At 64.3% G+C, this 19597-nt stretch carries 15 protein-coding genes; 13 read left to right on the forward strand and 2 right to left on the reverse strand.

Annotated features, from left to right (window positions below):
* Positions 1-216: 216 nt before the first annotated feature.
* Positions 217-2109: a methyl-accepting chemotaxis protein gene (locus HU720_RS15300; protein ID WP_186520772.1), complete on the reverse strand. Its 1893-nt coding sequence runs from the start codon at positions 2107-2109 to the stop codon at positions 217-219.
* Between the two features lie 202 nt (positions 2110-2311).
* On the opposite strand from HU720_RS15300, the gene bamE reads away from it, so the two are divergent.
* Together bamE and HU720_RS15310 are read left to right on the forward strand one after the other, a co-directional pair.
* The gene (bamE, locus tag HU720_RS15305) at positions 2312-2566 is read left to right on the forward strand and encodes an outer membrane protein assembly factor BamE (protein ID WP_186520773.1); all 255 of its coding nucleotides are present in this window, start codon (positions 2312-2314) and stop codon (positions 2564-2566) included.
* A complete protein-coding gene (locus tag HU720_RS15310) occupies positions 2563-3135 on the forward strand; it encodes a lipocalin family protein (RefSeq protein WP_186520774.1) in 573 nt (190 codons plus the stop codon). Before bamE ends, HU720_RS15310 begins: the two co-directional genes overlap by 4 nt.
* Before the next feature lie 187 nt (positions 3136-3322).
* On the opposite strand, the gene HU720_RS15315 is transcribed toward HU720_RS15310, so the two are convergent.
* Positions 3323-4687 carry a formimidoylglutamate deiminase gene (locus HU720_RS15315; protein ID WP_186520775.1) on the reverse strand — a complete coding sequence of 455 codons (1365 nt, stop codon included), beginning with the start codon at positions 4685-4687 and terminating at the stop codon, positions 3323-3325.
* A 145-nt stretch (positions 4688-4832) separates the two neighbouring features.
* Here HU720_RS15315 and hutC point away from each other — a divergent pair, with 145 nt between their 5' ends.
* From hutC to mdoH, 11 genes are all read left to right on the forward strand, one after another.
* A complete protein-coding gene (hutC, locus tag HU720_RS15320) occupies positions 4833-5543 on the forward strand; it encodes a histidine utilization repressor (protein WP_186520785.1) in 711 nt (236 codons plus the stop codon).
* Positions 5540-6112, forward strand: coding sequence for a HutD family protein (locus HU720_RS15325; RefSeq protein ID WP_186520776.1), 573 nt, complete (start codon positions 5540-5542; stop codon positions 6110-6112). The genes hutC and HU720_RS15325 overlap by 4 nt, the downstream gene beginning before the upstream one ends.
* 198 nt (positions 6113-6310) lie before the next feature.
* Positions 6311-7984 carry a urocanate hydratase gene (gene hutU, locus HU720_RS15330; RefSeq protein ID WP_186520777.1) on the forward strand — a complete coding sequence of 558 codons (1674 nt, stop codon included), beginning with the start codon at positions 6311-6313 and terminating at the stop codon, positions 7982-7984.
* 85 nt (positions 7985-8069) lie between these two features.
* The gene (gene hutH / locus HU720_RS15335; RefSeq protein WP_186520778.1) at positions 8070-9602 is read left to right on the forward strand and encodes a histidine ammonia-lyase; all 1533 of its coding nucleotides are present in this window, start codon (positions 8070-8072) and stop codon (positions 9600-9602) included.
* A gap of 91 nt (positions 9603-9693) precedes the next feature.
* Positions 9694-11097 carry an amino acid permease gene (locus tag HU720_RS15340; RefSeq protein ID WP_186520779.1) on the forward strand — a complete coding sequence of 468 codons (1404 nt, stop codon included), beginning with the start codon at positions 9694-9696 and terminating at the stop codon, positions 11095-11097.
* Between the two features lie 14 nt (positions 11098-11111).
* Positions 11112-12317, forward strand: coding sequence for an imidazolonepropionase (hutI, locus tag HU720_RS15345; protein ID WP_186520780.1), 1206 nt, complete (start codon positions 11112-11114; stop codon positions 12315-12317).
* Between the two features lie 10 nt (positions 12318-12327).
* Entirely contained in the window at positions 12328-13131 is an 804-nt protein-coding gene (gene hutG, locus HU720_RS15350; protein ID WP_186520781.1) for an N-formylglutamate deformylase, read from the forward strand.
* A 264-nt stretch (positions 13132-13395) separates the two neighbouring features.
* Positions 13396-14367, forward strand: coding sequence for a prolyl aminopeptidase (gene pip, locus HU720_RS15355; RefSeq protein WP_186520782.1), 972 nt, complete (start codon positions 13396-13398; stop codon positions 14365-14367).
* Positions 14364-14801, forward strand: a complete 438-nt coding sequence (gene dtd / locus HU720_RS15360) for a D-aminoacyl-tRNA deacylase (protein ID WP_186520783.1) — start codon at positions 14364-14366, stop codon at positions 14799-14801. Before pip ends, dtd begins: the two co-directional genes overlap by 4 nt.
* 264 nt (positions 14802-15065) lie before the next feature.
* Complete coding sequence (locus HU720_RS15365) at positions 15066-16793, forward strand: glucan biosynthesis protein G (protein ID WP_346656582.1); 1728 nt, start codon at positions 15066-15068, stop codon at positions 16791-16793.
* On the forward strand, positions 16786-19353 hold the full coding sequence (mdoH, locus tag HU720_RS15370) for a glucans biosynthesis glucosyltransferase MdoH (protein ID WP_186520784.1): 2568 nt from the start codon (positions 16786-16788) through the stop codon (positions 19351-19353). The genes HU720_RS15365 and mdoH overlap by 8 nt, the downstream gene beginning before the upstream one ends.
* Positions 19354-19597: the final 244 nt, after the last annotated feature.

The raw sequence follows: 19597 nt of genomic DNA on the forward strand, positions 1-19597 counted from the left end.
AGCTTGTAGTGGCCTCATCGCAGGCTATCGCCAGCTCCCACAGAGACCGCGCATCATCGCAACATTGAGCCCCTGCGCTGATCTTGTGGGAGCTGGCGACAGCTTGCGATGAGGCCGGTTCAGGGCTGCGCATAACCGACGTGGGAGCGGGCTTGCCCCGCGATTGCGATGATGGGTTGAACATCGCCATCGCGGGGCAGGCCCGCTCCCACGCGCTTAAATCCTGAAACTCCCCACCAGATGCTTCAACCGCTCCACCTGGCGCTCAAGGTCGGTGCAGGCACGCAAGGTGCTCTGCAGGTTGTGCACCCCTTCCTGATTCAGCGTATTGATCTCGGTAATGTCGACATTGATCGACTCGACCACAGCCGTCTGCTCTTCGGTCGCGGTCGCCACCGACTGGTTCATGCCGTCGATCTCGCCAATGCGCTGGGTCACGCTGCCCAGGCGCTCACCGGCCTGGTTGGCAATGCCCACGCTGCGGTCACTGTGCTGCTTGCTCTGGTTCATGGTGCTCACGGCCATCTGCGCACCCGCCTGCAGCTCCTCGATCAAGCTCTGCACCTGCTGGGCCGACTCTTGGGTGCGATGGGCCAGGTTACGCACTTCGTCAGCCACCACGGCAAAGCCGCGCCCTGCCTCACCGGCGCGCGCGGCTTCAATAGCCGCGTTCAGCGCCAGCAGGTTGGTCTGCTGGGAAATGCCGCTGATCACATCGAGAATCTGCCCAATGTTGGCGGTGTGATTGTTCAGCGTCTCAATGTTGCCGCTGGCATCGCTGATGCGCGCCGACAGCTGGTTCATCACCTCGATGGTTTCGCCCACCACCTGCTGGCCTTCGCTGGCAAGGCCGCGCGCGGCGCTTGAATGCTGCGAGGCGAGGGCGGCGTTCTGGGCGATCTCCTGGGCCGCGGCGCCAAGCTGGTTGATCGCTGCTGCCACGCTGCTGGTGCGCTCGGACTGCTGGTCGGCGTTGATGATCGAGGCATTCGATGCGCTGACCACCTGGCCGGCGACGCTATTGACCTGGCCGGTGGCCGAGGACACCTCGCGGATCGACTCGTGGATACGTTCGACAAAGCGGTTGAACGACTGCGCAAGGCTGCCGAACTCGTCCTGGGCGTGGATTTTCAGGCGCCGGGTCAGGTCGCCTTCGCCCTCGGCGATGTCATGCATGGCGCGCCCCATCACGTGCAATGGCTCCATCAGCACGCGGATCAGCACGCTCAGCAGGCCGATGATCACCAGAATCGCAATCAGCGTGGCCACCAATGCGGAGGTGCGCAGCTCGCCGAGCATGGCAAACGCGGCGTCCTGGTCGAGCACCAGCGCGACGTACCAGTCCGCCGAGGGCACACCGTCGATATGGGTGAAGCTGATGAACTGCTTGTGGCCATCCACCTCCACTTCCTTCAGCCCGCTGCCAATGCTCGGCGTAGTGCCGGGGTAGACGTCGGTGAGGGTCTTGAGGGCCAGCTCGGCGTTGGGGTGGATGAGGATCTTGCCTTCGCCATTGACGATGAACGCATGGCCGTGGCCATCGAAGTCCAAGGTATTGATCAGCTTGCTGATGGTTTGCAGGTCGGTGTCGACGCCGGCCACGCCGGCCAGGCTGCCGGCCTGTTGCACCGGGGTTGCCAGGGTGATCACCAGCTTGCCTGCCGAGGCCGAGATGTACGGCTCGGTGACGATGGTCTGGCCTGCGGCGGTGGCGGCCTTGTACCAGCCGCGGGAACGCGGGTCGTAGTCGGCTGCGCGGTTGCCGGCAGGTACCGACTGCATGCGGCCATCTTTCGCGCCGAAGTAGGTGAGCATGAAGTTGCTGGCATATACCGGCAGCGCCAGGCTGCGGTCCAGGCTGGCCTTGCTGGGGCCATCGACAGCGACCTGCTGCGCCACGCTGTCAAGCAACTGGATACGGCTGTCGAGCCAGTTGCGGATGTTGCCGGCCGTGAGGCTGCCCAGGTCCTGCAGCGTGGTCTGGGTATCGCTGCGCAGGGACTGGCGTTGGCGGTAATCGTTGTACAGCACGAAGCAGGTGAACGCGGCTGCTACCACGAGTGCTGCGGCCAAAAGGATCTTGTGGCTGAACTTCAGAGTCTTGGTCATCTTGAGAAATCTACGCACCCCAGAGGACAGGCGAGTGTGGCAGAGGGCCATACCCTTTACGACTGTTTAGTTGCCCGCTACACCGCATTCCAGACACCGGCCGACGAAAAGCACCGTCGGCACGGAACCACGGACCCTTTTTTCCTTCTAAGCCCCCTGCAGGCTTTCTCGCCTGCGTGTTCATCTTCAGGAGTGTCCCGTCATGTCGTTGCGTTCCCTCGCCCTGTTGACGCTGTGCGTCGTGTTGACTGCCTGCAGCAAGGTCAACCAGGAAAACTATTCCAGGCTCAAGGCCGGCATGAACAAAGCCGAGGTCGAGCAACTGCTGGGCAAGCCTACCGAGTGTTCTGGCGCGTTGGGCATGAGCAGCTGCACCTGGGGTGACGAGAAGGCGTTCATCAGCGTGCAGTACGCCGCTGACAAAGTGTTGATGTACTCCGGGCAGGGCCTCAAATGAGGCGTTTGCACCTGCTGCTCGGCGTGTGCCTGGTGATGCTGCTGGGTGGCTGCGCCACCTCTGCCACCGACCCGCTGGCGCCGAAGACCGCAGGTGCGGTCGACCTCAAGCGTTACCAGGGCAAATGGTTCGAGCTGGCGCGCCTGCCGATGAAGTACCAGGACGGCTGCGCCCAGTCCGAGGCCCACTACAACCTCAAGCCTGACGGCACTGTCGGTGTGCTCAACCGCTGCCGCACCCTGGGTGATGAATGGCTGCGCGCCGAAGGCCATGCCACCGCGCAGCAGGCCGGTCATACGGACAAGTTGTGGGTCGAGTTCGACAACTGGTTCACCCGCCTGGTACCGGGCGTGGCCAAGGGTGATTACTGGATTCTCTACGTGGACGAGCGCTACCGCACCGCGATTGTCGGCAGCCCCGACCGCAAGTACCTGTGGATTCTGGCGCGCAATCCGGCGCTGCCGGCCTGGGAACGCGAGAGCTTGATGTCCAAGGCGCGCCAGCAGGGCTACGATACCAGCCGGCTGATCTGGCGCACGCCGGACCGCGAGATTGTTGCTCGTCACTAGCCGTGCCCACGTCGAGTTCAAGGGAGGCACGGTCCCGTGTAGGAGCGGCCTTGTGTCGCGAAAGGGGTGCGAAGCGCCCCCAAGATTTGCATCACCCTGAGATCGCCGGGGCAGCTACGCAGCCCTTTCGCGACACAAGGCCGCTCCTACAGAGACTGAGCCCAGCCGCGATTTTGACGCCTATGGGCTAACCCAGCAGCTGGCGCAACACCTCGGCAAACGCCAGCGCACTCTCTTCTTCCAGGTTGTGCCGCCCCTGGCGCACTACCCATTGACCGTTGACCATCACATCGCGCAACTGGCGATCCCCGCCGGCGAACAGCCAGCGGTTGAGAATGGCATCCTCCTCGGCCACCGCCAGGTACGGGTCACGCCCATCGAGCACCAGCCAGTCGGCACGCTTGCCCACCGCCAACTCGCCCACCGGCTGCCCCAACGCCTGGGCACCGCCCTGTAACGCTGCGTCATACAGCGTGCGCCCAACCATCGGCTGGTCGCCGCGATACAACCGGTTACGCCGTTGATCACGCAGGCGCTGGCCATACTCCAACCAGCGCAGTTCCTCGACCACACTCAGCGACACATGGCTGTCCGAACCAATGCCCATGCGCCCGCCCTGGGCCAGGTAGTCGACCGCGGGGAAGATCCCGTCACCCAGGTTGGCCTCGGTGGTCAGGCACAAGCCGGCCACCGCGCCGCTGCGGGCCATGGCCGCCACTTCATCGGGTTGGGCGTGGGTGGCGTGCACCAGGCACCAGCGCGCGTCCACATCGGCGTGCCGGTACAACCACTGCAACGGGCGCAGGCCGCTCCAGGCCAGGCAGTCGTCGACCTCTTTCTGCTGCTCGGCAATATGGATGTGCACCGGGCAGTGAGCGTCGCTGGCGCCGAGTACCTCGGCGATCTGTTCAGGGGTGACCGCCCGCAGCGAGTGAAAACACAGCCCCAGGCGCTGCGCAGGCTGCGCCGCCAACAGCGGCGCCAGTTGCTGCTGCAAGCGCAGGTAGTGCTCGGTTGAGTTGATGAAACGCCGCTGCCCCTCACTTGGCGGCTGGCCGCCAAAACCTGCGTGGCTGTAGAGCACCGGCAACAGGGTCAGGCCGATCCCGGTGGCCGCAGCAGCCGCGCTGATGCGCAACGACAGCTCGGCAGGGTCGGCGTAGCGGCGCCCATCGTGGTCATGGTGCACGTAATGGAACTCTGCCACCGAGGTGTAGCCGGCCTTGAGCATCTCGATGTACAACTGACGGGCGATCACCTGCAGTTGCGCAGGGGTTACCGAGCCTGCCAGGCGGTACATCAGTTCGCGCCAGGTCCAGAAACTGTCGTTGGGGTTGCCGACCACTTCTGCCAGCCCGGCCATGGCCCGCTGGAACGCATGCGAGTGCAGGTTTGGCATGCCCGGCAGCAGCGGCCCGGCCACGTGTTCGGCACCCTCGGCGCTGGCGCCTGCGCTGATCGACGCCAGCAGGCCATCGGCCCCGACCTCAAGGCGGACGTTGCGGGCCCAGCCCGTGGGCAGCAGGGCGCGTTCGGCAAAATAGGCGGGCATCAGTGAATTCCTGTTATTGTCTGACTTGTATATACATATACAGCCGTTTGCCTGCCGGGTAAACTCCGGCAAGCTACCGCCCACTCCAACCGCACAAGGACTCAACGCCGTGCCGACACAACCTGTCTCCGCGCTGGTTGCCCAGATGGGCGAAGGCCCGGCGCCGCTCTATGCCCGGGTGAAGCAGATGATCATCCAGCAGATCGAGAACGGCAGTTGGCCGCCGCATCACCGGGTGCCCTCGGAGAGCGAGCTGGTTGCCGAGCTGGGTTTCAGCCGCATGACCATCAACCGTGCACTGCGCGAACTGACCGCCGAAGGCCTGCTGGTGCGCATGCAGGGCGTGGGCACCTTCGTCGCCGAGCCCAAGAGCCGCTCGGCGCTGTTCGAGGTCAACAACATCGCCGACGAGATCGCCAGCCGCGGCCATCAGCATAGCTGCCAGGTGATCACCCTGGTCGAAGAGGCGGCAGGTTCCGAGCGGGCGCTGGCGCTGGACATGCGCGAAGGCCAGCGGGTGTTCCATTCGCTGATCGTGCATTACGAAAACGGCGTGCCGGTGCAGATCGAGGACCGCTACGTCAACGCGGCCATTGCCCCGGATTACCTGCGCCAGGATTTCACCCGGCAAACGCCCTATGAGTACCTGTCGCGAGTTGCGCCACTGACCGAAGGCGAGCACGTGGTCGAGGCGATCCTCGCCGAGCCCGATGAGTGCCACCTGCTGCAAATCGAGCCTGGCGAGCCGTGCCTGCTGATTCGCCGTCGCACCTGGTCGGGCCGCCAGCCGGTGACCGCCGCGCGCCTGATTCACCCAGGTTCGCGCCACCGCCTGGAAGGACGTTTCAGCAAATGAGCCAGTTGCAGCTGTTGCGCGCCGACACCTACCCGCGCATGCCGTGGAAGAACGGCGGCGGTTTCACCGAAGAGATCACCCGCGATGGCGGCGACAGCCTGGAGGGCTTCGGCTGGCGCCTGTCGATCGCCGATATCGAAGAGTCCGGCGGGTTTTCGACCTTCGCTGGCTATGAGCGGATCATCACCGTGCTGCAAGGCGATGGCATGCGCCTGTTGGTCGATGGCCAGGCCAGTCGGCCGCTGTTGCCGTTCGATGCCTTCGCCTTCGATGGCCACAGCCAGGTCAGTTGCAAGCTGCTGGGCGGGCCGATTCGCGACTTCAACCTGATCTACTCGCCGCAGCGCTACAGCGCCCGGTTGCAGTGGCTGGATGGCAGCCACCGGCTGTTCAGCTCGGCGCCGACGCTGCTGGTGTTTGCTGCCAGCAACCATGCCGAGGTGGCTATGGCGGGGCAGCCGGCGCAGCAGTTGGGGCGCTATGACTGCCTGCGACTGGATGGCAACCCAGGGTTGCTGGAGCTGGATGTGCAGGGGCGTTTTTGCCTGATTGAATTGATGCCGCGTTAAACCTGGCACAGCTGATCGCGGGGCAAGCCCGCTCCCACAGATGCATGAAAGCTGCTTTTGTGGGAGCGGGCTTGCCCCGCGATTTTTTTTGCTCGGTATTTTGGTTGTCCATGCTTGTACATACAAGTAAAGGTGTGTTTGTATAGCGTCATCGACACACACACACCTGCCGTCGGATGACCGCCAAGGACCTTCCCCGTGACTGACAACAACAAATACCGTGACGTAGAAATCCGTGCCCCGCGTGGCAACAAGCTGACCGCCAAAAGCTGGCTGACCGAAGCGCCGCTGCGCATGCTGATGAACAACCTCGACCCACAGGTCGCCGAGAACCCCAAGGAACTGGTGGTCTACGGCGGCATCGGCCGGGCAGCGCGCAACTGGGAGTGCTACGACAAGATCGTCGAAACCCTGACCCGCCTTGAAGACGACGAAACCCTGCTGGTGCAGTCGGGCAAGCCGGTCGGCGTATTCAAGACCCACAGCAACGCCCCGCGCGTGCTGATCGCCAACTCCAACCTGGTGCCGCATTGGGCCAGCTGGGAGCACTTCAACGAGCTGGATGCCAAGGGCCTGGCCATGTACGGCCAGATGACCGCCGGCAGCTGGATCTACATCGGCAGCCAAGGCATCGTCCAAGGCACCTACGAAACCTTCGTCGAGGCCGGCCGCCAGCACTACAACGGCAGCCTCAAAGGCAAGTGGGTACTCACTGCAGGCCTGGGCGGCATGGGCGGTGCGCAGCCACTGGCCGCAACCCTGGCCGGTGCTTGCTCGCTGAACATCGAATGCCAACAGAGCCGCATCGACTTCCGCCTGCAGACCCGCTACGTCGACGAGCAGGCCAGCGACCTGGATGACGCCCTGGTGCGCATCGCCAAATACACCGCCGAAGGCAAGGCCATCTCCATCGCCCTGCACGGCAACGCCGCCGAAATTCTGCCCGAGCTGGTCAAGCGGGGTGTGCGCCCGGACATGGTCACCGACCAGACCAGCGCCCACGACCCGCTCAATGGCTACCTGCCTGCTGGCTGGACCTGGGAACAGTACCGCGACCGTGCGCAGACCGACCCGGCTGGCGTGGTCAAGGCGGCCAAGCAGTCGATGGCCGTGCACGTACAAGCCATGCTCGACTTCCAGAAACAAGGCATCCCGACCTTCGACTACGGCAACAACATCCGCCAGATGGCCAAGGAAGAGGGCGTTGCCAATGCCTTCGACTTCCCAGGCTTCGTGCCGGCCTACATCCGCCCGCTGTTCTGCCGTGGGGTTGGCCCGTTCCGTTGGGCGGCGCTGTCGGGTGAGGCCGAGGACATCTACAAGACCGACGCCAAGGTCAAAGAGCTGATCCCTGACGACGCCCACCTGCACCGCTGGCTGGACATGGCCCGCGAACGCATCGCCTTCCAAGGCCTGCCGGCACGTATCTGCTGGGTCGGCCTGGGCCTGCGCGCGAAGCTGGGCCTGGCCTTCAACGAAATGGTCCGCAGCGGCGAGCTGTCGGCGCCTGTTGTCATCGGCCGCGACCACCTGGACTCAGGTTCGGTATCGAGCCCCAACCGCGAAACCGAAGCCATGCGTGATGGCTCCGATGCAGTGTCCGACTGGCCGCTGCTCAATGCCCTGCTGAACACCGCAGGCGGCGCCACCTGGATATCGCTGCATCACGGCGGCGGCGTGGGCATGGGCTTCTCCCAGCACTCCGGCATGGTCATCGTCTGTGACGGTACCGACGAGGCTGCCGCGCGCATCGCCCGCGTACTGACCAACGACCCAGGCACCGGCGTCATGCGTCACGCCGATGCCGGCTACGACATCGCCATCGAATGCGCCAAGGAGCAGGGCCTGGACCTGCCGATGATCACCGGCTGATTGCCGCGCTTTGGTTCGCACCCCTGAACGGGTGATACTTAATAACAAGAAGGGGCCTGCGGGCCCCAGCGAATGGAGTAGCGAAGTGACCGAACTGACCCTCAAGCCCGGCACCCTGACCCTGGCCCAATTGCGTGCCATCCATGCCGGGCCCGTGCGCCTGCAGTTGGATGCCAGCGCAGCGCCGGCCATCGAGGCAAGCGTTGCCTGCGTCGAAAAGATCATCGCCGAAGACCGTACCGCCTACGGCATCAATACAGGTTTCGGCCTGCTGGCCTCGACCCGCATTGCCAGTCACGACCTGGAAAACCTGCAGCGCTCGCTGGTGCTGTCGCACGCCGCCGGTATTGGCGCGCCGCTGGACGACGACCTGGTGCGCCTGATCATGGTGCTCAAGATCAACAGCCTGAGCCGCGGTTTCTCGGGGATCCGGCGCAAGGTCATCGAGGCGCTGATCAGCCTGGTCAATGCCCAGGTGTATCCGCATATTCCGCTCAAGGGCTCGGTTGGCGCATCCGGCGACCTCGCACCCTTGGCGCACATGTCGCTGGTGCTGCTCGGCGAGGGCAAGGCGCGCTACCAGGGCCAGTGGCTACCCGCCACCGAAGCACTGGCAGTGGCCGGGCTTGAGCCGCTGACCCTGGCAGCCAAGGAAGGCCTGGCACTGCTCAACGGCACCCAGGCGTCCACCGCCTACGCGCTGCGCGGGTTGTTCCACGGCGAAGACCTGTACGCGGCGGCCATCACCTGTGGCGCCCTGAGCGTGGAAGCCGCGCTGGGTTCGCGTTCGCCGTTCGATGCGCGCATCCATGAAGTGCGTGGCCAGCGCGGGCAGATCGACACTGCGGCGTGCTTCCGCGACCTGCTGGGCGACTCCAGCGAAGTATCGCAGTCGCACAAGAACTGCGACAAAGTGCAAGACCCGTACTCGCTGCGCTGCCAGCCACAGGTCATGGGCGCATGCCTGACCCAGCTGCGCCAGGCCGCCGAAGTGCTGGGTGTCGAAGCCAACGCCGTGTCGGACAACCCGCTGGTGTTTGCCGCCGAGGGTGATGTGGTGTCTGGCGGCAACTTCCACGCAGAGCCTGTGGCCATGGCTGCCGACAACCTGGCCCTGGCCATTGCCGAAATCGGCTCGCTGAGCGAACGCCGCATCTCGCTGATGATGGACAAGCACATGTCGCAACTGCCGCCGTTCCTGGTAGAAAACGGCGGGGTCAACTCCGGCTTCATGATCGCCCAGGTCACCGCCGCCGCGCTTGCCAGCGAAAACAAGGCGCTGTCGCACCCGCACAGCGTCGACAGCCTGCCGACCTCGGCCAACCAGGAAGACCACGTGTCCATGGCGCCTGCCGCCGGCAAACGCCTGTGGGAAATGGCCGAGAACACCCGTGGCGTCATCGCCATCGAGTGGCTCGGCGCCTGCCAGGGGCTGGACCTGCGCAAAGGCCTGAAAACCTCGGCCAAGCTTGAGCAGGCGCGCCAGGCGCTGCGCCGCGAAGTGCCGCACTACGACCGTGACCGGTTCTTTGCCCCCGACATCGAGGCGGCCGTCGCGCTGCTGGCCAAAGGCACACTGACCGGGCTGCTCCCAGCCGGGGTTCTGCCTAGCCTGTGACACCCCAACTGCGGGGCAACCTCGTTTCCTTTGTGGGAGCGGGCTTGCCCCGCGATGCGCTTCACGACCAAAACAACAATAAGGACGTGACATGCAACAAGCTCAAGAACTCAAGCGCGGGCTGACGGCTCGCCATATTCGCTTCATGGCCCTCGGTTCTGCCATCGGCACCGGGCTGTTCTACGGTTCTGCCTCGGCTATCCAGATGGCCGGCCCCGCGGTACTGCTGGCCTATCTGATCGGCGGCGCCGCGGTGTTCATGGTCATGCGCGCACTCGGCGAAATGGCTGTGCACAACCCGGTCTCCGGCTCCTTTGGGCATTACGCCACTTCCTACCTGGGCCCGATGGCCGGGTTCGTCCTCGGCTGGACCTACGCCTTCGAGATGGTCATCGTCGCCATTGCCGACGTGACTGCCTTCGGTATCTACATGGGCTTCTGGTTCCCTGAAGTGGCCCGCTGGATCTGGGTGCTGGGCATCGTGTTCCTGATCGGCGGGCTGAACCTGTGCAACGTCAAGGTGTTCGGCGAAATGGAGTTCTGGCTGTCCCTGCTCAAGGTCGGCGCCATCGTCGCGATGATCCTGGCAGGCCTAGGCATCATGGCCTTCGGCTTCAGCCAGGTGGGCGTCGACCAGCCGGTCGGGCTGAGCAACCTGGTCGAGCACGGCGGCTTCATGCCCAATGGCATTGGCGGCGTGATCGCCTCGTTCGCGGTGGTGATGTTCGCCTTTGGCGGCATCGAGATCATTGGCGTTACCGCCGGTGAAGCCAAGGACCCGCACCGGGTCATCCCCAAGGCGATCAACGCCGTGCCGCTGCGCATCCTGCTGTTCTATGTGCTGACCCTGTTCGTGCTGATGTGCCTGTACCCGTGGCCACAGATCGGCAGCCAAGGCAGCCCGTTCGTGCAGATCTTCAGCAACCTCGGTATTGGCTCGGCTGCGGCAGTGCTCAACGTGGTGGTGATTTCGGCCGCCGTGTCGGCGATCAACAGCGATATCTTTGGTGCCGGCCGCATGATGTACGGCCTGTCCCAGCAAGGCCACGCCCCACGCGGCTTCGGCAAGCTGTCGCGGCACGGCGTGCCATGGCTGACCGTGGTGGTGATGGGCTGTGCACTGCTGCTTGGGGTGCTGCTCAACTACCTGATGCCTGAAGACGTGTTCCTGCTGATTGCCTCGATCGCCACCTTCGCCACGGTGTGGGTGTGGATGATGATCCTGGTTACCCAGGTTGCCATGCGCCGCAGCATGACCCGTGAACAGGTCGCCGAGCTGAAATTCCCCGTGCCGTTCTGGCCTTATGGGCCGGCCATGGCCATCGCCTTCATGCTGTTCATCTTCGGTGTGCTCGGCTACTTCCCTGACTCTCAGCCGGCGCTGGTGGTCGGTGTGGTCTGGGTGGTGTTCCTGGTGGCGTCCTACCTGCTGTGGTGCAAACCGCGTGCAGGCCGCGGCGAGCCGGTGCGCGAACCTGCCGAGCTGCAGCGCTGAACAAGGAGAACCTGATGAGAACCCTCTGGCAGCACTGCCATGTCGCCAGCATGACCGATGGCCGCTATGCGGTCATCGAAGATGCCGCCATCGTCACCTGCGCTGGCCTGATCGAGTGGATTGGCCCACGTGAGCAGTTGCCCGTGCAGGCAGTCGAGCGCAGCGTCGACCTTGAGGGCGCCTGGGTCACCCCTGGCCTGATCGACTGCCACACCCACGCGGTGTTCGGCGGCAACCGCAGCGGCGAGTTCGAGCAGCGCCTGCAGGGTGTCAGCTATGCCGAAATTGCCGCCCAGGGCGGCGGCATCGCCAGCACCGTGCGGGCAACTCGCGCCGCGTCCGAAGACGATCTGTTCGCCAGCGCCCGGCAGCGGGTGCTGGCGCTGATGCGCGACGGCGTGACCACGCTTGAGATCAAGTCTGGCTACGGCCTGGATTTGGCGAGCGAGCGCAAGATGCTGCGTGTGGCCCGGCGCCTGGGTGAGGAACTGGCCGTGACCGTGCGCACCACGTGCCTGGCTGCCCACGCGCTGCCGCCCGAGTATGCGGGCAGGGCAGATGACTACATCAGCCACATCTGCGAACAGATGCTCCCGGCGCTGGCCGCCGAGGGCCTGGTGGATGCGGTGGATGCGTTCTGCGAACACCTGGCGTTTTCCCCGGCCCAGGTCGAGCGGGTATTCATCAAGGCGCGTGAGCTCGGCTTGCCGGTCAAGCTGCACGCCGAGCAGTTGTCGTCGCTGCACGGTTCGAGCCTGGCGGCGCGCTATCAGGCGTTGTCGGCGGACCATCTGGAATTCATGACCGAAGAAGACGCCATCGCCATGGCCGCGGCCGGCACCGTTGCCGTGCTGCTGCCGGGGGCGTTCTATTTCTTGCGCGAAACCCAGTTGCCGCCGATGGATGCCCTGCGCCGCCACGGCGTGAAGATTGCCCTGGCCAGCGACCTCAACCCCGGCACCTCGCCCGGGCTGTCGCTGCGCTTGATGCTGAACATGGGCTGCACGCTGTTCCGCATGACCCCCGAAGAAGCCTTGGCCGGCGTCACCCTGCATGCCGCTACCGCGCTGGGCCTGGGCCACAGCCACGGCTCGCTCGAGGCGGGCAAGGTGGCGGACTTCGTCGCCTGGCAAATAGAACGCCCTGCCGACCTTGCCTACTGGCTGGGCGGCGACCTGCCCAAGCGCGTGGTGCGCCTGGGTGTCGAGATACCCCACTGAGCGAGGGCACATGGACAACGTATTCAGTTTTCACCAGGGCCAACTGCCGCTGCTGATCAGCATCCCCCACGCTGGCCTTAAACTGACCGACACGGTGCGCGACGGCCTGGTGCCGGCTGCGCGCAGCCTGCCGGACACCGACTGGCACATCCCGCAGCTCTACGACTTTGCCCGCGAGTTGGGTGCAAGCGTGGTGGCTGCGCAGTATTCGCGGTTCGTCATCGATATCAACCGCCCGGATGACGACAAACCGCTGTATGCCGGCGCCACCACGGGCCTGTACCCGGCCACCTTGTTCGAGGGGGAGCCGTTGTTTCTCGAGGGTAAGGCGCCCAGCGCACAGCAGCGGGCGCAGTACCTGGAGCAAATCTGGCGGCCCTATCACGCCAAGGTCGAGAGCGAACTGGCGCGGCTGCGCGAGGCATTTGGCTACGCCTTGTTGTGGGATGCCCACTCGATTCGCTCGCAGATTGCCCACCTGTTCGATGGCAAGCTGCCGGACTTCAACCTGGGCACCTTCAATGGCGCCAGTTGCGACCCTGAGCTGGCGCAGCGGCTCAAGGGCGTATGCGCGGGCTTCCCGGCGTACACCCATGTGCTCAATGGGCGCTTCAAGGGCGGGCACATCACCCGCCATTACGGCGCGCCGGCCAATCACATCCATGCGGTGCAGTTGGAGCTGGCGCAGAGCACCTATATGAATGAAGTGGAGCCGTTCGCCTACCGTGAAGACCTGGCGCAGCCGACCCAAGTGGTGCTTCGCGGGTTGCTGGAAACCTTGCTTGGGTGGGGCAGGGAGCGCTACGGGCGCTGAGCGCCGCGCGGGTCATCTGCGCGATCTCTGTGTAGGAGCGGCCTTGCGCCGCGAAAGGGCCGCAGCGCGGCCCCGGCTTTCCACGCGTTGAGGCAGAAATCCTGGGGCCGCGCTGCGGCCCTTTCGCGACACAAGGCCGCTCCTACCACGATTGCGGGCTGGCTTGAGGTCCAATACCCAGACAATTCACACGGACACATGCTCTTCGCGCATTTCAGGTTTATGATGCCCAACGGCAGACTTAATCCTCACACGGAGTGCGCAATGCAGACCCTGTACCCGCAGATCAAACCCTACGCCCGGCACGATCTGGCCGTGGAAGCGCCGCACGTGCTGTATGTCGATGAAAGCGGTTCGCCGGAAGGTCTGCCTGTGGTGTTCATCCACGGAGGGCCGGGTGCTGGCTGCGATGCCCAGAGCCGCTGCTATTTCGACCCCAACCTGTACCGCATCATCACCTTCGACCAACGCGGCTGTGGCCGCTCCACGCCCCACGCCAGCCTGGAAAACAACACCACCTGGCACCTGGTCGAAGACCTTGAGCGTATTCGCGAGCACCTGGGCATCGACAAATGGGTGCTGTTCGGCGGCTCCTGGGGTTCCACGCTGGCGCTGGCCTATGCCCAGACCCACCCTGAGCGCGTGCACGGCCTGATCCTGCGCGGCATCTTCCTGTGCCGCCCGCAGGAAATCAGCTGGTTCTACCAGGAGGGCGCCAGCCGCCTGTTCCCCGACTACTGGCAGGACTACATCGCACCCATCCCGGCCGAAGAGCGCGGCGACCTGGTCAGCGCCTTCCACAAACGCCTCACTGGCAGCGACCAGATCGCCCAGATGCATGCCGCCAAGGCCTGGTCCACCTGGGAGGGCCGCACTGCCACGCTGCGCCCCAACCCGCTGGTGGTCGACCGCTTCTCCGAGCCGCAGCGCGCGCTGTCCATCGCCCGCATCGAGTGCCACTATTTCACCAACAACGCGTTCCTCGAGCCAGACCAACTGATCCGCGACATGCCGAAAATCGCCCACCTGCCGGCGGTGATCGTGCATGGCCGCTACGACGTCATCTGCCCCCTGGACAACGCCTGGGAGCTGCACCAGGCCTGGCCGAACAGCGAGCTGAAAGTGATCCGCGACGCAGGCCACGCCGCCTCCGAGCCCGGTATCACCGACGCCTTGGTGCGCGCCGCCGACCAGATGGCGCGGCGCCTGCTCGACCTGCCCCTGGAAGAGGCATGAAGTGCCTGATACAGCGCGTTAGCGCAGCGCGCGTCGAGGTGGCCGGCGAAATCGTCGGTGCCATCGACCAGGGCTTGCTGGCGCTGGTAGCGGTGGAGCCTGAAGATTCGGCCGAACATGCCGACAAACTATTGCACAAGCTGCTCAACTACCGTGTGTTCAGCGACGAGCAGGGCAAGATGAACCGCTCGCTCAAGGATGTCGCTGGCGGGCTGCTGCTGGTGTCGCAGTTCACCCTGGCTGCCGACACCCGCAATGGCATGCGCCCGAGCTTTTCGACCGCCGCGCCACCGGCGTTGGGTGCCGAAGTGTTCGACCATTTGCTGGCCCAGGCCAGCCGGCAGCACCCGCAGGTTGCCAGTGGGCGTTTCGGCGCCGATATGCAGGTCCACCTGGTCAATGATGGCCCTGTGACATTTATGTTACAAATTTGACGTCGAAAAACCCCATGTCTTGATGAAAACAAGGGGTTTTGTACGATAAATAGTTGTGCCAGCCTGATGCGTTGTAACGCGACCTGCTGGATAATCGCGCGCTGCATGGGCCTGCGTTCGCAGGCTTGATCCACTTTGACACGAGCATTGTCTGGGTCCGTTTGGGGAATCATTACGCCCTTACGGGGTCCGAACAGTGCTCGCCAACCCGGCATTTGTCGCTGGCCGTTGGTTTCATGATCTGTTTTTCGGCGAGGATTGCTCGTGATTGTAAGCCCCTGTATTGCACCAAGAATCCCCGGTAACCGGCTGCGCAAGGCGATGCTGGCTGGCGTTGCGCTGGTCGGCCTGATGAGCGCAGGCCAGCTCTGGGCATTCAATCTGGACGACGTTGCAGCCAAGGCAAAGGATCTGGCCGGCCAGAAGTACGAGGCACCGAAGAGCAACCTGCCGCCGGTGTTCCGCGACATGAAGTACGCCGACTACCAGAAGATCCAGTTCCTTCAGGAAAAGGCCGAGTGGGCGAAGGACAAGACCCCCTTCAAGATTTCGTTCTACCACCAGGGCATGCACTTCGACACCCCGGTGACGATCAACGAAATCACCGCCAACAAGGTCAGCGAGATCAAGTACGACCCGAGCCGCTTCGAGTTCGGCGACGTGCCGCATGATGCCGACGCCACCAAGAACCTCGGCTACGCGGGCTTTAGGGTGCTCTACCCGATCAACAAGGCCGACAAGCAGGACGAGATCATGACCCTGCTTGGCGCCAGCTATTTCCGCGTGGTCGGCAAAGGCCACCGTTACGGCCTGTCGGCCCGTGGCCTGGCCATCGACACCGCGTTGCCGTCGGGTGAAGAATTCCCGCGCTTCCGTGAATTCTGGATCGAAAAACCCAAGCCTAACGACAAGCATCTGGTGATCTACGCGCTGCTCGATTCGCCGCGTTCCACCGGCGCCTACAAGCTGACCCTGCGCCCGGGCGAAGACACCCTGGTCGACGTCAAGTCGCGTGTGTACCTGCGTGACCACGTCAGCCGCCTGGGTATCGCGCCGCTGACCAGCATGTTCCTGTTCGGCCCTAACCAGCCGTCCAAGGTGCAGAACTACCGCCCGGCCCTGCACGACTCCGAAGGCCTGAGCATCCATGCCGGCAATGGTGAATGGCTGTGGCGCCCGCTGAACAACCCGAAACACCTGGCCGTGAGCAACTTCAGCGTTGAAAACCCGCGTGGTTTCGGCCTGCTGCAGCGCCAGCGCGCGTTCAGCGACTTCGAAGACCTCGACGACGAGTACGAAAAGCGTCCGAGCGCCTGGATCGAGCCTAAAGGCGACTGGGGCAAAGGCACCGTCGACCTGGTCGAAATCCCGACTGCCGATGAAACCAACGACAACATCGTTGCGTTCTGGAGCCCGGAAACCCTGCCTGAGCCAGGCAAGCCGTTCCAGTACGACTACCGTCTGCGCTGGACCATCAAAGAAGACCAACTGCACGCTCAGGACCTGGGCTGGGTCAAGCAGACCCTGCGCTCCAGCGGTGACGTCAAGCAGGCCAACCTGATTCGCCAGCTCGACGGCAGCGTTGCCCTGCTGGTCGATTTCGTCGGCACCAACCTCGCAGCGCTGCCGGCCGATGCCGCCGTGCGCAGCCAGGTCAGCACCGGCGACAACGCCGAGGTGGTCGAAAACAACCTGCGCTACAACCCAGAAACCAAAGGCTGGCGCCTGACCCTGCGGTTGAAGATCAAAGACCCGAAAAAATCCACCGAGATGCGTGCCGCGCTGGTACGTGATGTCCCGGTCGAGCAGCCAAAACCTGCCAAAGAAACCAAGGCCGCAGCCAAGCACGCTCAAACCAAGGCCGAAAAAGCCAAGGCTGAGAAAGCTGCCGAGCAAGCGGCGGCGGATGCGGCGTCCACCAACGAGGCCCCGGCCACCACTGAAAAAGTGCTGACCGAGACCTGGAGCTATCAGTTGCCTGCCGATGAGTAACTCAAGCCCAAGGCCGGAATCGCTTGGCGAATACCTGGCCCACCTCCCACTGAGCGACGAGCAGCGTGCGGAACTCGCAAGCTGCACCTCGTTCAGCGAGCTGCACCAACGTCTGGCGGCGCAACCCGTCGCCAGCACCACTGAGGCCGCGCAGGCCTCGGTGGGGTCGCGCCTGACCGTCGGCACTGCCGCCGAGCTGGAAGAGGCCGAAATGCTCGGCGTCGATGCCAGCGGGCGCCTGTGCCTGAAGATCGCGCCGCCGATCAAACGTACCAAGGTGGTGCCCGAGCCTTGGCGCACCAACGTGCTGGTACGCCTGTGGCGGCGCATGACCGGCCGCCCCAACGCGCCGCAGCCGCCCCAGCGCGAGCTGCCGCCGGCGCGTTGGCGCACCGTCGGCTCGATCCGCCGTTATATCCTGCTGACCCTGATGATCGGCCAGACCATCGTGGCCGGCTGGTACATGAAGGGCATCCTGCCGTACCAGGGCTGGTCGTTCGTCGACCTCGACGAAGTGCTCAACCAGCCGCTGTGGGACACCGTGGTACAGGTGTGGCCGTATGCACTGCAAACGTCCATTCTGGTGCTGTTCGGCATCCTGTTCTGCTGGGTGTCTGCTGGGTTCTGGACCGCGCTGATGGGCTTCCTCGAGCTGATTACCGGGCGCGACAAGTACCGAATTTCCGGCAGCAGTGCCGGTAACGAGCCGATCGCCCCTGAAGCGCGTACTGCACTGGTCATGCCGATCTGCAACGAAGACGTGCCGCGTGTATTCGCCGGCCTGCGTGCGACGTTCGAATCGGTCGCCGCCAGCGGCAACCTCGACCGCTTCGACTTCTTCGTGCTCAGCGACACCAACGACCCCGACATCGCCGTTGCCGAACAACAGGCGTGGCTGGACGTGTGCCGCGAGACCAAAGGCTTTGGCCGCATTTTCTACCGCCGCCGTCGGCGCCGGGTGAAGCGCAAGAGCGGCAACCTCGACGACTTCTGCCGTCGCTGGGGTGGCGAATACAAGTACATGGTCGTGCTCGACGCCGACAGCGTCATGACCGGTGAATGCCTGAGCAGCCTGGTGCGCCTGATGGAGGCCAACCCGGACGCCGGCATCATCCAGACCGGCCCACGGGCGTCGGGCATGGACACCCTTTATGCGCGCATGCAGCAGTTCGCCACCCGCGTGTACGGCCCGCTGTTCACCGCCGGCCTGCACTTCTGGCAGCTGGGCGAGTCGCACTATTGGGGCCACAACGCGATCATCCGCATGAAGCCGTTCATCGAGCACTGCGCGCTGGCGCCGTTGCCGGGCAAAGGCGCGTTCGCCGGGGCCATCCTGTCCCACGACTTCGTCGAAGCAGCGCTGATGCGCCGTGCTGGCTGGGGCGTGTGGATTGCCTATGACCTGGCCGGCAGCTATGAAGAACTGCCGCCGAACCTGCTCGATGAGCTCAAGCGCGACCGCCGCTGGTGCCACGGCAACCTGATGAACTTCCGCCTGTTCCTGGTCAAGGGCATGCACCCGGTGCACCGTGCGGTGTTCCTGACCGGGGTGATGTCGTACCTGTCGGCACCGTTGTGGTTCCTGTTCCTGGTGCTGTCCACCGCGCTGCTGGCGACCAACACGCTGATGGAGCCGCAATACTTCATCGAGCCGTTCCAGTTGTATCCGTTGTGGCCGCAGTGGCACCCAGAAAAAGCCATCGCGCTGTTCTCTACCACTGTCGTGCTGCTGTTCCTGCCCAAGCTGTTGAGCGTGGTGCTGATCTGGGCCAAGGGCGCCACCGAGTTTGGCGGGCGCATCAAGGTCACCTTGTCGATGCTGATGGAGATGTTGTTCTCCATGTTGCTGGCGCCGGTACGCATGATCTTCCACACCCGCTTCGTGCTGGCCGCGTTCCTTGGCTGGGCTGCGACCTGGAACTCGCCACAGCGTGACGATGACTCCACGCCGTGGAGCGAGGCCATCCGCCGGCATGGCCCGCAAACCTTGCTGGGCTTTGCCTGGGCTGCACTGGTGGCGTGGCTGAACCCAAGCTTCCTGTGGTGGTTGGCGCCTATCGTCGGTTCGCTGGTGCTGTCGATCCCGGTTTCGGTGATTTCCAGCCGTGTGCGCCTGGGCCTGGCCGCGCGTGACGAGAAGCTGTTCCTCATCCCCGAGGAGTACGCAACGCCGCAGGCGCTGCTGGCCACCGACCAGTACACCCACGAAAACCGTTGGCATGCGCTGCATGACGGCTTCGTGCGTGCGGTGGTCGACCCGCGTCAGAACGCCCTGGCCTGCGCCATGGCTACCGCACGGCACGGCCAGGCAGCACCGATCGAGGCACTGCGTGCCGAACGCATCGCCAAGGCGCTGGAAGTCGGGCCGAAAGGCCTGGATGGCAATACTCGCCTGGCATTGCTGAGCGACCCGGTGGCGCTGTCGCGCCTGCACGAGCAGGTCTGGGCCGGGCATCATTCGGCCTGGATCGACCTGTGGCGAGCCTCGATCGACAACGACCCGCACTCGCCACTGCTGCCGCTGCATCCAGAAGCTGAGGCGCAGCCAGCGCTGGCGTGAGCCACCTTGGGCCGCATTGCGGCCCATCGCGGGGCAAGCCCGCTCCTACACAATCAAAAGCGACTTGCCTGAAACCATAGAATCTCCCACAGGATCTGGGTCAATCCACACTATCGAGGCTAGGCAAGTTCACTGTGGGAGATTCTATCGGCATATCTCCTTGTGGCGAGCGGGCTTGCCCCGCGATGCTTTCAGGCCGATTTTGGCCAACAAAGTCCCCCTCGCTACTAGGTGCCAAGCCCCG

This window comes from Pseudomonas sp. SWRI51 (genome assembly GCF_014268825.1).
Lineage (GTDB): Bacteria > Pseudomonadota > Gammaproteobacteria > Pseudomonadales > Pseudomonadaceae > Aquipseudomonas > Aquipseudomonas farsensis.